The 14,840-nt window shown below is 70.9% G+C and carries 9 protein-coding genes; 6 read left to right on the plus strand and 3 right to left on the minus strand.

The window, feature by feature from the left end; translation table 11 throughout:
* Window positions 1-36: 36 nt before the first annotated feature.
* Window positions 37-2,163, minus strand: coding sequence for an NAD-dependent DNA ligase LigA (gene ligA, locus ABTX78_RS00435; RefSeq protein WP_352204582.1), 2,127 nt, complete (start codon window positions 2,161-2,163; stop codon window positions 37-39).
* 117 nt (window positions 2,164-2,280) lie between these two features.
* Here ligA and ABTX78_RS00440 point away from each other — a divergent pair, with 117 nt between their 5' ends.
* Window positions 2,281-3,144 carry a DedA family protein gene (locus ABTX78_RS00440; protein WP_352204583.1) on the plus strand — a complete coding sequence of 288 codons (864 nt, stop codon included), beginning with the start codon at window positions 2,281-2,283 and terminating at the stop codon, window positions 3,142-3,144.
* 131 nt (window positions 3,145-3,275) lie between these two features.
* Window positions 3,276-4,712 carry a PP2C family protein-serine/threonine phosphatase gene (locus tag ABTX78_RS00445; protein WP_352204584.1) on the plus strand — a complete coding sequence of 479 codons (1,437 nt, stop codon included), beginning with the start codon at window positions 3,276-3,278 and terminating at the stop codon, window positions 4,710-4,712.
* Between the two features lie 141 nt (window positions 4,713-4,853).
* On the opposite strand, the gene ABTX78_RS00450 is transcribed toward ABTX78_RS00445, so the two are convergent.
* On the minus strand, window positions 4,854-6,350 hold the full coding sequence (locus ABTX78_RS00450) for a DNA-binding protein NsdB (RefSeq protein ID WP_352204585.1): 1,497 nt from the start codon (window positions 6,348-6,350) through the stop codon (window positions 4,854-4,856).
* A gap of 232 nt (window positions 6,351-6,582) precedes the next feature.
* Between ABTX78_RS00450 and ABTX78_RS00455 the strand changes: the two genes are divergently transcribed.
* The 4 genes from ABTX78_RS00455 to ABTX78_RS00470 all read left to right on the plus strand — a co-directional run bounded on the left by ABTX78_RS00455 (window position 6,583) and on the right by ABTX78_RS00470 (window position 14,197).
* Window positions 6,583-7,707 carry an aminoglycoside phosphotransferase family protein gene (locus ABTX78_RS00455; protein ID WP_352204586.1) on the plus strand — a complete coding sequence of 375 codons (1,125 nt, stop codon included), beginning with the start codon at window positions 6,583-6,585 and terminating at the stop codon, window positions 7,705-7,707.
* A gap of 212 nt (window positions 7,708-7,919) precedes the next feature.
* Window positions 7,920-9,623: a PP2C family protein-serine/threonine phosphatase gene (locus ABTX78_RS00460; protein WP_352204587.1), complete on the plus strand. Its 1,704-nt coding sequence runs from the start codon at window positions 7,920-7,922 to the stop codon at window positions 9,621-9,623.
* A gap of 296 nt (window positions 9,624-9,919) precedes the next feature.
* Entirely contained in the window at window positions 9,920-11,845 is a 1,926-nt protein-coding gene (locus ABTX78_RS00465) for an N-acetylmuramoyl-L-alanine amidase (RefSeq protein WP_352205010.1), read from the plus strand.
* Between the two features lie 165 nt (window positions 11,846-12,010).
* Window positions 12,011-14,197: a terpene synthase family protein gene (locus tag ABTX78_RS00470; protein ID WP_352204588.1), complete on the plus strand. Its 2,187-nt coding sequence runs from the start codon at window positions 12,011-12,013 to the stop codon at window positions 14,195-14,197.
* A 97-nt stretch (window positions 14,198-14,294) separates the two neighbouring features.
* Here ABTX78_RS00470 and ABTX78_RS00475 read toward each other — a convergent pair whose 3' ends face one another.
* A complete protein-coding gene (locus ABTX78_RS00475; protein ID WP_340471561.1) occupies window positions 14,295-14,795 on the minus strand; it encodes a hypothetical protein in 501 nt (166 codons plus the stop codon).
* Between the last annotated feature and the right edge of the window lie 45 nt (window positions 14,796-14,840).

Consider the following 14,840-nt stretch of genomic DNA (forward strand, 5'->3'; position numbering starts at 1 on the left):
GCTCTCCCGGTCCTGTTCGCCCGGCCGCCGGACCCCTCAGCCCACGTCGCCGAGGAAGCCGGACACAAGTTCCGCGAACTCCTCCGGCGAGACGATCCGCGTGCCCAGCTTCTCCGCCTTGTCCCGCTTGGAACCCGCGCCCTCCCCTGCGACCAGGAGCGAGGTCCGCCCGGAGACGCTGGACGAGGACCGGCCGCCGGCCCGCTCGACGAGCTCGTTCATCTCGTTGCGGGACAGCTTCTCCAGCGGGCCCGTCATGGCACCCGTCACTACGACGGCCATGCCGTCCAGCGGTCGGGCTTCCGGGGCCGGCCCGCTGCCGTCCGCGGACTCTTCGCCGTCCGTGTCGCCGCCGACGGCCGGCGGGACGGCACCCGGCTCCGTCATGTTGACCCCAGCGGCGATCAGTTTGTCGATCAGCGGAGCCAGCTCGTCGAGCTCCGCGACGACGACCGTCGCCTTCTCCACCCCGATGCCGTCGACCTGCTGGAGCGCCTCGGGTCCCGCCGCGCGTATGTGCTCCATGGTCGCGAAGTGCCGGGCGATCCGACGCGACATCGAGCGCCCGGTACCGCGCACACCGAGGGCGCAGAACACCCTCGACAGGGGCCGGGACCTGGCCGTCTCGATGGCCGCGAGGAGGTTGTCCGTGCTGGTCCCGCCCATCCGTTCCAGGCCGAGCAACTGTTCGCGGGTGAGCGTGAACAGGTCGGCGATGTCGCCCACCAGGCCCGCCTCGACCAGCTGGACGACCCGGGTGTCGCCGAGTCCCTCGATGTCGAGCTGGTCGCGCCCCGCGGCGTACGAGACGGAGGCGACCAGCCGGCAGTCGCGTCCGCGCACACAGCGCCAGCGCTGCTCGGAGGTGTCGATGCCGGAACCGCACTGCGGGCACACCTCGGGAAAGACGATCGCCTTCTCCGCACCGCTCCGCAGATGGGCGACCGGTGCCTCGATCCGGGGAATGATGTCGCCGGCCTTGTAGACCATCACGCGGTCGCCCAGGCGCAGGTCACGACGGGTGATGTCGGCGGGGTTGTGCAGTGTGGCGTAGGTGACGGTCGTGCCGTCGATCTCCACCGGCTCCAGGACGGCGCGGGGCGCGATCGTCCCGGTCCGGCCCACGTTCCACTCGACGTCCAGCAGGGTGGTGACCTTCTCCACCGCGGGGAGCTTGTAGGCGATGGCCCAGCGCGGCGCGCGCGAGCCGAATCCGGCGGCGGCCTGATCGGCCGCCCGGTCGGCCTTGATGACGATGCCGTCGATCCCGAAGGGCAGATCCGCGCGCAGGGCGGCGATCTCCTCGATCCTCGCCATGATCTCGTCGGCCGTGGTCAGGGTGCGCGACGCGACGGCGGTGTCTTCCGCGGTGTGCACACCCAGGGCGGCGACGTGGGTCATGAGGGTGCTGTGGGGCCACTGCCCGAGCCGGTCGGCGAGGTCGGCGCCGGTCCCGGGCAGCGGCAGCGCCCCGTAGCCGAAGAAGGTCATCTCGACGCGGTAGGCCCGGTCCCGGGCGCGCAGGGTGCCGGCGGCGCCGTTGCGCGGGTTGGCGAAGGGGGCGCCGCCATGGGCCGTGCGCACGGTGTTGGCCTGTTCGAACTGCTCGTTCGTCATCAGGACCTCGCCGCGGACCTCGATGGTGACCGGCTCGGCGAGCCGGTCGGGGAGGCCGGTGATCGTGCCGATCGCGTGCGAGACGTCCTCGCCGGCGGTGCCGTCGCCGCGGGTGATCAGCCGGACGAGCCTGCCCTCCTCGTAGCGCGCGGCCACCGCGAGACCGTCGAGCTTCGGCTCGACGCTCCACTGCTCGACGGGTCTGCCGATGCGCCGCTCCACCGACGCGGTCCAGGACACCAGCTGCTCGGCGGAGAAGACGTTGTCCAGCGACAGCATCGGCACGGTGTGCGGCACGTCCCCCACGGCCGCACCGCCCGCGACCTTGCCCGTCGGCGAGGACGCCGACACCTCGTCGGGATGCGCCTCCTCGTAGGCGGCTATCCCGTGGGCGAGCCGGTCGTACGCGTCGTCGTCGAGGGTGCTCTCCCCCGTCGCGTAGTACGCGGCAGCGGCTCGCGAGGCGGTTTCGACCGCCTCGGCGTACGCGACGGAGTCGGCGATCGATGCGGGGGCGGCGGGGGCGGCGGGTGAGGTCGTCGTCATGGGTCCATCCTGCCGCCCACCACTGACAACGCTTCTGCACGAAGGCTGCGACCGGTTCAACACGCCGAGTGACAAAAGGAGTTGCCGTGGAGCGGTCGTCGCACCAGGCTGAACGGCATGCTGTCCGACCTGATCGCCGAGCTCATCGGTTCTCCGCTGATACTCGCCGTCGCCCTGTTCGCGGTCTTCCTCGACGCGCTGGTGCCGGTGATGCCGAGCGGCACGCTGGTGCTGGCCGCCTCCCTGTGGGCGACCACCCAGGAGGTCGGCCTGCTGACCGTCGCCGTACCGGTGGCGGCCGCTTCCGTGCTCGGGGACCTGCTCGTGGTGACGCTGGCCCGCACCCGCCCCCTCAGACGCCCGGCCCTGACATCCGCCGCGGCCAGGCTGGAGGAGGCCCTCGCCGGTCGGCTGGGGCGTACGACGGTGGCCGCCCGCTTCGTACCGGGCGGCCGTACCGTGCTGGCGGTCGCCGTGGGCACCACGAGGGTGTCACGCCGTCGCCACCTGCTCTGGTCGGTGGTGGGAGGGGGGCTGTGGGCCGGCTGTCTCACCGGCCTGGGACGGCTCAACAGCCTCTGGTTCGACGCTTCCTGGCTGGGCTTCGCCGTCTCCGTCACGGCCACGGTCGTGATCGGCGCGTGCCTGGCACGCGCGCTGTCAGTAGGGAAGCACCCGACCCGAGGGGGTGCGCAGGTCCAGCTCTCGGACGGGCCTCTGCGGAGCGGGCTTTCGGATACGGATCTGAGCGGCCTTGGCCATCGGACTCACCCTCTCAAGCCACAACGGCTTCGTACGCGTCGGACCGTTGACGAGAAGATTCCACCTGTGACCGGTGCGTACACATGGTGGACCTCCAACTTGTGGCGCGTGCGGCGGGTTTGCCGCGTGTTCTCTCCACCGGTTATGACCCCTGCTGCCCCTCTGAGTCATCGCTCAACCCCCGCCGGGCCATCCAATTGCCCGGCCTGTGGCATATGACAGAGGCACCACCGTATCGAGTGTTGCCAAATCCCTTACGGGCCATCGCTCCCTGTGCAACAGTCGTAACCGGTCCATTGTTCAGACCGTGTTTCAGACTGGCCGTGGCCACGCCTGTATCGGAGTACGTCATGCCCTCCCATGTGTTCGCGGATCATCCCGCACCACAGCCGCCGGAGCGTGGCACCGTCGACGCTCTGATCACCCGGACGCGCCGGCTGCGCGGTGACGTGGATGCCGTGCGCCGCGACGCCGTGTTGGAGGATGACGACCCCCAGGGCCGCTGGCAGCGGGCGCTGTGCGACCTCGCAGTCCATCATCTGGACGACCTCGGCGCCCATCTGGGACAGCTGAAGGAGGGCCTGCCCGCCGAGTCCCTCGGTCTCTTCGAGGACGAACTCGCGGAGTACGAGGCCGACAGCGCGCAGAGCACCGGATCGCTTCTCACTCGGGTCGGCAGCGCCGAGTGGAACCTCCTCACCGACGAGGTGAGCTGGTCCGACGAGCTCTATCAGATCCTCGGACGCTCCCCGCAGAGCGGACCCATGACCCTGGACGAGCTGCCGTCGATCGTGTTCGCGGAGGACCAGGCCCTGCTCACCTCGATGGTGACGGACTGCCTGGTCGACGGACGCCCCATCGACGGCGAGTTCCGCATGGTCCGCGCCGACGGCCGCGTCCGTACGGTGCACATGATGGGCGAGCCCGTCCTCGACTCCGACGGGTCCACCGCCTCCATGTGGGCGGTCCTCAGGGACGTGAGCGAGCTGCGCCGCAGCGAGCGCGCCCTCCGCGAGAGCCGCGATCACGCGCAGCGCAAGCAGCATTTCGAGCAGACCGAACGCCGGCTCGCGGTCGAACTCCAGGAGGCGGTGCTTCCGCCGTGGCGGGGCTCGCTGCAGTTCCCGCTCGACGGTCCCGCCGAGCTCGACGTCGCCGCGCACTATCTGCCGTCCGCCAACAGCGCCCTGATCGGCGGCGACTGGTACGACGCACTGCAACTTCCCAATGGCGGCTCGCTGTTGAGCGTCGGCGACCTCACCGGACACGGTGTGAGCGCGACATCGGCCATGGCGATGCTGCTCGGTGCGCTGCGCGGTATGGCTGTCGCGGGCATCGAGCCGGGACCGCTGATGGCGCACCTCAACCAGCTGTTGGAGACTTCCGTCCAGCCGGCGCTGGGCAGCGCGGTGTGCTGCCGCTTCGACCCGGCGAACCGCACCCTCTCCTGGGCGCAGGCGGGACACCCCGCCCCGCTGCTGTTCCGCAACGGGACGGGGCAGGTCCTCACGCCCCCCGAGGGTGTGCTGCTCGGTGCCACGTCCGGCGCCGCGTACGAGCAGGCCGAAGTGCCCCTGCTCCCCGGTGACCTGTTGCTGCTGCACACGGACGGACTGACGCGCACCAGCGCCGCAGGGGACAGCGGCACCGGCCGACTGCTCACGCTGGCGCCACGTTTCGCCGCGGCCCGGGATGCGCAGGAGTGCGTCCGGGCAGTCCTCGAGGTGTTCGGTGAGGGCAACCGTGAGGACGACGCCTGCGTGATGGTGGTGAAGATCGGCGCCTAGGATGCCTCCAGTCCACCGGGCCCGACCGCACGGGGGTCCTGTGCGCGGGCACGTGGATCCTGGGTGTGGGCACGTGGATCCCGGGCGCGGGTTGGTTCTCGGTACGCTCGGCGCAGTCCGCGCCTGGTGCCGGGAGCGGCACTAGATGTCGGTGTTCCTCGCCTTCTTCGTCGAGCCGGCGGGCAGGGCCTGCTGGATCTCCTGGCGCAGGTCCTCGATCCTGGCGTAGCCCGAGTACTGGCCGGTGAGCCGGTACATCTCCCGCAGCCGGTCCCAGGTCCGGTGCGACGAGGTCTCCCCCATCGAGACGAGCGCCAGCCGCGCATAACGGTCGGCCTGTTCGGGGTCGTCCGCGATGAAGCAGGCCGAGGCCAGCGAGATGTAGTCGAAGATCTTCGACCGCTGCCGTCCGCCCTCGCGCAGTTGCAGCGCCTGCCGGGCGTGCCTCTGCGCGATGTTCGCGGCCGACGGGTCGTGCTCGGCCAACGTGCGGTAGGCCAGCGCCTCCATGCCGTGCAGATCCGCCTCGTCGAACATCTGCATCCAACTGGGCGCCGGCACATCCCCCTTGTCGGAGACGAACAGGTCCTCGGCCTCGCCGAGGGTGCGGCGCATGGCCTGTCCGCGGCCCATGGAAGCCTGTGCCCAGGCCTCGATGGTGTGCAGCATCGCCCGGGTGCGCGGCAGGGTCTGTTCACCCGAACCGGTCTTGGCGAGCTTCATCAGGTCGAGTGCGTCGTCGGGACGGCCCAGATGGACCATCTGCCGGGCGGCACGGGAGAGCGCCTCGCCGGCGCGGGGGCGGTCGCCGCCCTCGCGTGCCGCGTGCGCGGCGATGACGAAGTACTTCTGCGCGGTGGGTTCGAGGCCGACGTCGTGCGACATCCAGCCGGCGAGTACGGCGAGGTTGGCGGCGACGCCCCACAGGCGCCGCTGGAGGTGGTCCGGGTGACGGTAGGCGAGCATGCCGCCCACCTCGTTGAGCTGGCCCACCACGGCCTTGCGCTGGAGGCCGCCGCCACGGGCGGCGTCCCAAGCGCGGAACACTTCGACGGAACGTTCCAGAGCTTCGATCTCCTGCGATCCGATGGGCGCCGCCTCATAGCGGTCGAACCCGACGGAGTCGGCGTGCAGGGCGTTCTCGAAATGTGGTGCGTCCTTGGCGAGTGCGGGGTCGGTGTGCAGCCAGTCGTGCATGGCGCTGCTGAGTGCGGAGCCTGCGGCGAGCGCGGCGCCCGCGCCCACCAAGCCGCGTCGGTTGAGCATGAGGTCCATTCCCGTGAATTCGGTGAGGACCGCCGCCGTTCGTTCGGGCGCCCACGGGAGGCCGTCAGGGTTGGTGTCACTTCCCTGCACGTCCTTCCGCTTTCCTGCTCGCCCGCTTCGTACGAACCCGAGGTCCTCGATGGTCACGACACGACCGAGTCGCTCGGTGAACAGAGCTGCCAGCACACGTGGCACGGGATCGCGCGGGGTCTCCCCCATGTCGATCCAGCGCCGCACCCGCGAGGTGTCGGTCGCCAGCTGCGGGTGGCCCATGGCCGCCGCCTGCCGGTTCACGAGTCTTGCGAGTTCCCCTTTGGACCAGCCGGCGAGGCGGAACAGGTCGCAGAGGCGGGTGTTGGGTTCTCCGGTCACGTCAAGCCCCCAGGTTCTCGGCTGAGTTGACAGTAACCCCCTGTCAGATGCGGGGCGACTATTCGCCAGGGTTCGCCAGGGTGCGCCAGATGGTGTGCCACCCGCGGACTGGTGTGACGTAGGAACGCGCCACCCCGGCCCGGCAGCCGATCGCACTCCCCAGGGTGTTGACCGGCTGCCGGGGCGGGGCCGCGCACGCAAACTGTCGGCGCACGAAGGGATCTGTCACCCCATGTACACAGCATCGTCCTCCGTGTCCGCCCCACACCGACCGCAGCGCTCCGCCGTACCGGCCGGCTCCGGACCGTATCTCGACCCCACCAACGCCGGCCGGGCTCGACGGCCGGTGGGGGCGGTCGGCCAACCCCTCAGCGGGAGAATCGACTTGTCCGGCACTCAGGGCGCGCAGCTGCGTATGGCTGTCGCGTCGGTGCACCGCATCTGCCCGGAGTTCAATCCGGTCCAGGTGCTGCGCCGCAGCGGACGTTCGGTCCTGCTCGTCGGTACGACGGGGCGGATGACGGCGGTGGCCAAGTGTCTTCTCGACCACTCACCCGCCTGGTCCGAACGGTTCCGGCACGAAATAGCTGCCTACCGCGCCTTCGTCCGGCACCGCCCACCGGTGCGGGTCCCGCGGCTGGTCGCCGCGGATCCCGACAATTGCACCCTGGTGATCGAGCGGATGCCGGGCCGGGCGGCGGCCCTCGCGCGGCACCCGGCCGAGGCTCCGCCCCGTGCCGATGTGCGGGCCGCCCTCGGCGCGATCGCGCGGCTCAACACCTGGCGGCCGCCGGCCGGGATGTTCGACGCCCCCCTCGACTATGCGTCCCGTATCTCGCGCTACCACGAACTGGGTCTGTTCACCGACCGTGACCTGGGCGACCTGCAGAAGCTGCTGCACGGTCTGGCGCACGCCGGCGGCAAGCAGGGCATGGGCCAGTTCTGCCACGGTGACGCCTTACTGTCCAACATCCTGCTGTCGCCGACGGGTCCCGTGCTGGTCGACTGGGAGCACGCCGGCTGGTATCTGCCGGGATACGACCTGGCCACCCTGTGGTCCGTGCTCGGCGACGCGCCGGTGGCGAGGCGGCAGATCAGCCAGCTCGCCCAGCAGCACGGGCCCGCGGCCCGGGACGCCTTCCTGGTGAATCTGATGCTGGTGCTGACCCGGGAGATCCGCACGTACGAGACGGCGGTGCAGCGCACGATGCGGGAGGCCGCTCCCGCTACCGGTGCCACCGCCCCCGCCGCCGGCGGTCTGTCGGCCGGTGAGGAACAGCGGTTGCTGCTGAGGCGGCTGCACGACGACTGCGCACTGGCCCGGCGGGCCGTGCGTGCGGCGGTCGGCACTCGCTGACCGCCCCCACCGAGGGGGAAGCTCGCTGCGCGCCCCGTGCCGACACACGGGGCGCGCAGCGAGCTGTGCGGGTGATGTCCGGCGCCTCGACGACACGCCACCCGTCCGGACTTCTGTGGGCCGACCGGCGGTACGCGCTCGCGCGGGCATCCGGCGCTCCGCCTACGCTCGGCGCATCGGATCATGATGCTCGGTTGCGGGAGGTCGCCCTCGTGAGCTCGCCCCTGCCGGACCTGCCCGACGACGTGGCGAGCCTGAAGGCGCTGATCGAGGACGAGATCGCCACGCTCCGGGCGGAGGTCAGGCGCAAGACGGAGAAGCACGTCCCGACCGCGACGGCCACCGCCATCGCGTCGCGAAACAGCGTCCCCCGGCTGGAGGGCTCCCTGTCCCTCGCGGCCGGCGACGATGTGCCCGACGCCCGGTTGGCCGCCGGTCTCCCGGCGATCCCGGTCTCGGCCGCACTGCTCACCCCCGTACGGAACGACAGCGGTGCGATCGAGGACTTCGTCATCAGCGCCGGCAACCAGGTCCGCTCCTCGGAGTGGCTCGAGGCACCCGGGCGCCAGGTGGGGCAGCGGTTCCTTCAGGCCCGTCCCGGCGCTGCCACGAGCGGGCTGCTGGCCGCGCTCACCGAGGTGTTCACGACCGGAAAGTCCCTCAACGCGCTCAGCGTGGACTACACCGAGGAGCGGCACGGCCGACTACGGCGCGCGCCTCTCCTCTATTACGCGGCGTCCTGCGGCGACCAGCTGCTGACCACCTGGCGTCCCGCGCGGAGCCAGACGGAGCTGCTGACGCTCGACGCCCAGCACATCGCCTCGATGGGGTGGGGTCACTGGGACCTGCTGTCCGGCGGGGTCTCGTGGTCGGAGGGACTGCACCGGATCTTCCGTACCGATCCGCACATGCCGTGGTCACTGACGGAGCTGTGCGACGCGGTCCTGCCCATGGAGGTGCCCGCCCTCGCCGAGCTGATCACCGCGGTGCTGGCGGGCGAGGAGCCCGCCTGGACGCGGGTCCGGTTCCAGGTCCTCGGCGAAGTACGCACGCTCGATCTGCTCGGCCGGCCGGTCGCGGGCACCGACGGGCGTCCCTGGGCGGTGCATATCGTGGCCCGCGACCTCACCCCCCAGATGCGCAGCCGCCGTCGGCTGGTGGAGACCCAGCGGGAGTCGGAGCGACTGCGGCAGCAGGCCGCGGCGGAGCGGCGTATCGCGTCGGTTCTGCGCGAGGCTCTGCTGCCCACGCACTCGCGGGAGCTGGCCGAGCAGGGGCTGACGGTCGCGGCCGCCTATCTGCCGGCCGAACCCGACGCGGCGGTCGGAGGCGACTGGTACAAGTGCCGTCCTCTCCCGGACGGCCGGGTGCTGGTCGCGATCGGCGACGCGGTCGGCCATGGACTGGACGCGGTGGCCCGGATGGCGCAGCAGCGCCATGCGCTCGCGGGTCTGGCCCAGACGAGCGCCTCCCCCGGGGAAGTGACGACGTGGTTGAACGAGCTGGTGTGCAGCGATCCGGACGCGCTGACCGCGACCATGATCACCGGCCGGATCGACCGGAACCATGTGCTGCGCTGGGCGTGTGCGGGGCATCCGGCTCCGCTGCTGCGCCGGGCGGGCGAGGTGTCTCCTCTGCCGGTGGACCATCTGGGGCCGCTGCTGGGGCTGATGCCCGGCTTCCCGTACGAGACCGCTTCGGTGCAGCTCCAGAGCGGTGACCTTCTGCTGCTGTTCACCGACGGCGTGGTGGAACGCCGGGGCGAGGACATCGGCGAGGGCATGGACCGGCTCGCGCGGAGCCTGGCGGAGAACGCCGGGCGATCCCCCGCCGAGACGCTCGAACGGATCATCGCGGACTACACACGCTCGGCCCACGACGACGACGCCTGTCTGCTTGCCGTTCAGGTGAACTGAACCGCTCCCCGGTCCCCGAAACCGGGCGGCGGCCTGTCGGTGTCAACATCCGTCCCGTGGGCGTGAATTGGCCCAGACCACTGACGCGTCGCAGGCCCGCGGCCCCTCACTGCGAAACTCGCCCGAACCTGCGCTGACGTGCAAACTTCCTCCACCTGGGCGCGATTGACGGATCGTCCGGCAGCCGATACCCCTGTAGTCGAGACCGACCCCGCAGGCCCGCCACGCACCATCCGCCCCTGGAGGCTGCCTTGCAACGTTCCGCCCCCGCGCGCCCGCTCAGCGCCCGCCGCCGCATGCTGAGGGCAGGGGGCGCGGTGGCGTCCGCAGCCCTGCTGCTGCCTCTGGTCTCGGCCGGCCCGTCCGCCACCGCCGAGCAGGGCGGACCCGGTTCGCTCCAGCGGGAGTTCGCCGCGGCCGCCGCCCAGTACCGCGTACCGCAGAGCGTTCTGCTCGGTGTGTCCTACCTTCAGTCCCGGTGGGACACCCACGGTGGCGCGGCGAGTGTCACCGGCGGCTATGGACCGATGCATCTCACGGACGCCCGTACGGCGCTGGCCGAGGCTCCGCACCATTCCCACGGCAGCGAGGACCCGCGCGGCGACGACGCCCGTGAGACCCTGCGGCCGGCGGAGGCCACGCTGCCGGACCCCGCCGAACTCCCGCCCCGGCTCCGGACGCTGGACCGAGCGGCCGAGCTGTCGGGCTACAGCGCGGCGCAACTGCGCGACAACGCCGCCGCCAATGTGCGCGGCGGCGCGGCCCTCCTCGCCGACGCGCAGAAGAAGCTGGGCCGACCACTGAGCGACCGGCCGTCCGACTGGTTCGGCGCCGTCGCCCGTTTCTCCGGCGCCGACGACACGGCGACCGCCACGGTCTATGCGGGCGACGTCTTCGACGTGATCCGCACCGGCCGGTCCCGCACGACGGACAGCGGGGAGCACGTCTCGCTGGCGGCCGACACCTCGGCGGTCCCCGACGCCGCGCAGACGGCCCGGCTGGGGCTGCGCACGGCGGACGCGGGGAAGACGGAGTGTCCGCGGACCGTGGCCTGCGAGTGGATCCCGGCGCCGTACGAGGAGTTCGGCGAGGGCGAGTACGGCAATCACGACCTGGCGGACCGGCCCGCGTCGCAGTCGGTGAAGTACATCGTCATCCATGACACCGAGGGTTCCTGGGACACCACCCTGAAGCTGGTGCAGGACCCGACGTATGTGTCGTGGCAGTACACCCTTCGGTCCTCCGACGGGCACATCGCCCAGCACGTGCCGCTCAAGGACGTCGCCTGGCACGCCGGCAACTGGTACGTGAACGCGAAGTCGGTGGGCCTGGAGCACGAGGGCTTCCTGGTCTCTCCGGACGCCTGGTACACGGAGGCGATGTACCGCACCTCGGCGCGTCTGGTGCGGTATCTGGCGCAGCGGTACGACATCCCTCTGGACCGGCAGCACATCCTCGGGCACGACACGGTGCCGGGCACCACCGCGGCGACGATCGCCGGAATGCACACCGACCCCGGCCCCTACTGGGACTGGGCCCACTACTTCACGCTGCTGGGCGCCCCGTTCGTGCCGAGTGCCGGTCCCCACAGCGACGTGGTGACCATCCGTCCCGACTACGTCCGCAACCAGCCCCTCTACACGGGCTGTGTGAAGCCCGCCGAGGCGTGCGCACCGCACGGCTCGGGTGCGGTGCGGTTGCACACCGCTCCTTCGGACGACGCTCCGCTGGTCAAGGACATCGGTCTGCGTCCCGGCGGGCAGGACTCCACCACCGGCGTCAACGACACGGGTGCGCGGGCCTCGACGGGCCAGCAGTACGCCGTGGCGGAGCGCCGCGGCGAGTGGACCGCCATCTGGTACATCGGCCAGAAGGCCTGGTTCCACAATCCGCGCAGTCAGCCGACGGCTGTGGGCGCGCGGGAGGCCCTGCTGACGCCGAGGTCCGGCCTGGCGGAGATCCCGGTGTACGGGCGCGCCTATCCGGAGGCGGCCGCCTATCCTGAGGGTGTGCCGGTGCAGCCGGTGTCGCCGCTGCCCTACAAGCTGCTCGCCGGGCAGAAGTACGTGGTGGGCGACCGGGTCCCGGGCGAGTACCTGTACGCGACGACCTTCGATGCGACGGGACATCGCGTCGTGCGGGGCAAGGAGCTCTACTACGAGATCCAGTTCGGGCACCGGGTGGCCTTCGTGAAGGCCGCGGATGTGCGCGTCCTGAGGTAGCCGGCGGGCGCCACCGGTCGAGGGGTCCGGTGGCGCACCGCCTCAACTTTGTGGGCTTGTGTGACTAATGGGCCGTTGTGCGTGGGCCGTCCGAGGGACGGGTAGGCCTCGCCCGTCCACCCGCTCCGCGCTGGCGCGGATGCTCACCGAAAGGCTCACGCACAGATGGCACAGCCCTTCGTACTGCCGGACTTCTACGTCCCGTATCCGGCACGGCTCAACCCCCATGTCGAGGAGGCACGGCGGCACACCAGGGAGTGGGCCCGCGGCATGGGGATGCTGGAGGGGTCCGGCATCTGGGAGGAGGCCGACCTCGACGCGCACGACTACGCCCTGCTGTGCGCCTACACGCACCCCGACTGCGACGCCGAGGCGCTGTCCCTGGTGACCGACTGGTATGTGTGGGTCTTCTTCTTCGACGACCACTTCCTCGAAGTCTTCAAGCGCAGCCAGGACCGTGAGGGGGGAAAGGCGTATCTGGACCGGCTGCCGGCCTTCATGCCGATGGGCTCCGTGGCCGGTGTCCCGGAGCCGCGGAACCCGGTGGAGGCGGGACTGGCAGATCTGTGGGCACGGACCGTGCCGAGCATGTCCGACGGCTGGCGGACCCGGTTCGCCGAGTCCACGGCGAACCTCCTCAACGAGTCGATGTGGGAGCTCACCAACATCAACGAGGGGCGGATCTCCAACCCCGTCGAGTACATCGAGATGCGCCGCAAGGTCGGCGGCGCACCCTGGTCGGCTGGGCTCGTGGAGTACGCGGCGGGTGCCGAAGTGCCCGAGGCGGTCGCGGACTCCCGTCCGCTGCGGGTGCTGCGCGACGCGTTCTCCGACGGTGTCCATCTGCGCAACGACCTGTTCTCCTACCAGCGCGAGGTGGAGGACGAGGGTGAGCTCAGCAACGGCGTGCTGGTGCTGGAGACCTTCCTGGGGTGTACGACGCAGGAGGCGGCCGAGGCGGTCAACGACCTGCTCACCTCGCGGGTCCAGCAGTTCGAGAACACCGCGCTCACCGAAGTCCCGGGCCTCTGTGTGGAGAAGGGCCTCACCCCGGTCGACTGCGCCGCGATCGCCGCGTACACCAAGGGACTGCAGGACTGGCAGTCCGGTGGCCACGAATGGCACATGCGCTCCAGCCGCTACATGAACGAGGGCGTGGACCCCGGGCCTTCACATGTCGGCGGGGTCCTGGGCACCTCGGCGCTCGACATCACGACCCTCTTCGGCCGTCCCGCGGCCTCGCGGCTGCGTGGCCTCGGGCACCGTCCGCACCAGCGGGTCGGACCCTCGCTGCTGCCCGACTTCGACCTGCCCTTTCCGCTCTCGATCAGTCCGCACCACCACGACGCGCTCGACAAGTCGGTCGCCTGGGCCGACCGGATGGGTCTGCTCGGGGACATCTGGGACGGGCCGATGCTGCGAGGCTTCGACTTCGCGCTGTGCTCGGCGGGCCTGGACCCGGACGCCACGGCCGAGGAACTGGAGCTCAGCGCCGAATGGCTGACCTGGGGCACCTACGGCGACGACTACTACCCCGTCGTCTTCGGCCGCCCGCGCAATCTCGTCGGGGCGAAGCTGTGCAACGAGCGGCTGTTGACCTGCATGCCCATCGACGAACCGGCCGCGGGAGCGGCCCTTGCCGTCAGCCCGATGGAGCGGGCGCTCGCCGATCTGTGGGGGCGCACCGCCGGCCCGATGGAGGCCAGGGCCCGGGTGACGCTGCGCCGGTCGATCGAAGTGATGATCGAGAGCTGGTTGTGGGAGCTGCACAACCAGGCGCAGCACCGCGTCCCCGACCCGGTCGACTACATCGAGATGCGGCGGCTGACCTTCGGGTCGGACCTGACGATGAGCCTGTGCCGGCTGCGGCACGAGGGGGAGTTGCCACCGGAGGTGCTGCGCAGCGGGACGGTGCGGAGCATGGAGAACGCCGCTGCGGACTACGCCTGCCTGATCAACGATCTCTTCTCCTACCAGAAGGAGATCGAGGTCGAGGGTGAGGTGCACAACGCGGTCCTGGTGGTGCAGACGTTCTTCGACTGCGACTATCCGACCGCGGTCTCCATCGTCGACGACCTGATGCGCGGCCGGCTCCGCCAGTTCCTTCACATCAAGGAACGGGAACTGCCGCTGTTGTTCGAGGACTTCGCACTCGACGAGGACGGAAGGGCCGCACTCGACACCTATGTGCGCGAGCTGGAGGACTGGCTGGCGGGCATCCTCAACTGGCATCGCGGAGTGCGCCGCTACAAGGCGGAGGATCTGCGCACGGGCGCGGGCACGACACTGCTGAAGGAGCCGACCGGGCTCGGCACCTCGGCGATGCGGGTGGCCGCGATGCTCGCGCGATAGCGGCGGCCGACGGACGCGGGCCGCGAAGCCGGACGGTTTTCGCGGCCCCGCACCGGCGGGGGGCGCCGGTGGGTCGGCCCTGGTGCGGGCCGGAGGGTCAGCCCTGCTGGAAGAGTTCCGCCGGCAGCGGCTTGAGCAGCGCGTACAGGTCGTCCGTGATCGGACGGTCCCAGCTGGCGATGGTGACCAGCACATTGTCGCTGCGGTCGAACTGGACGCAGGAGATACGGCTCTCGGAGAGCTTGAGCCGGCGCACGATCAGCAGATTGTCCCCCTGCATCACCGGCAGGTCCTCGGTCTCGACGACCTCGACGGGCTCCTCGTTCTCCAGGGCCAGCAGCAGCTGCGCCACCTCGAACGGGATCTGTCCCTCGTCGACCTCGCGGGCGGGCGAGCCCTCCGGGAGATTGCCGATGATCATCGCCGGGCCCCGGCCGCCGAACAGGTCGTACCGCAGAAAGACACCCTGGCAGGAACCGTCGGGGGCGGGAAGGAGGCCCGCCCCGAGGTTGCCGGGCCAGTCTCCCGGGTCCATGGCCAGGACATCGAAGTCCGGACCCGCGGGAGTGGCGGCGCTGCGGCGGCGGAGGAAGGACATACCGCCATGGTACGTGTCCGCGGGGGTGCGCCAGAGCCGGGGCCG

This window comes from Streptomyces sp. NPDC096193, assembly GCF_040302905.1.
Taxonomy (GTDB): Bacteria; Actinomycetota; Actinomycetes; order Streptomycetales; family Streptomycetaceae; genus Streptomyces.

Bases quoted from the DNA above. Each gene is read 5' to 3' on its own strand.
- ligA (WP_352204582.1), bottom strand. From the start codon at position 2,163: ATGACGACGACCTCACCCGCCGCCCCCGCCGCCCCCGCATCGATCGCC.
- ABTX78_RS00440 (WP_352204583.1), top strand. From the start codon at position 2,281: ATGCTGTCCGACCTGATCGCCGAGCTCATCGGTTCTCCGCTGATACTC.
- ABTX78_RS00445 (WP_352204584.1), top strand. From the start codon at position 3,276: ATGCCCTCCCATGTGTTCGCGGATCATCCCGCACCACAGCCGCCGGAG.
- ABTX78_RS00455 (WP_352204586.1), top strand. From the start codon at position 6,583: ATGTACACAGCATCGTCCTCCGTGTCCGCCCCACACCGACCGCAGCGC.
- ABTX78_RS00465 (WP_352205010.1), top strand. From the start codon at position 9,920: ATGCTGAGGGCAGGGGGCGCGGTGGCGTCCGCAGCCCTGCTGCTGCCT.
- ABTX78_RS00470 (WP_352204588.1), top strand. From the start codon at position 12,011: ATGGCACAGCCCTTCGTACTGCCGGACTTCTACGTCCCGTATCCGGCA.
- ABTX78_RS00475 (WP_340471561.1), bottom strand. From the start codon at position 14,795: ATGTCCTTCCTCCGCCGCCGCAGCGCCGCCACTCCCGCGGGTCCGGAC.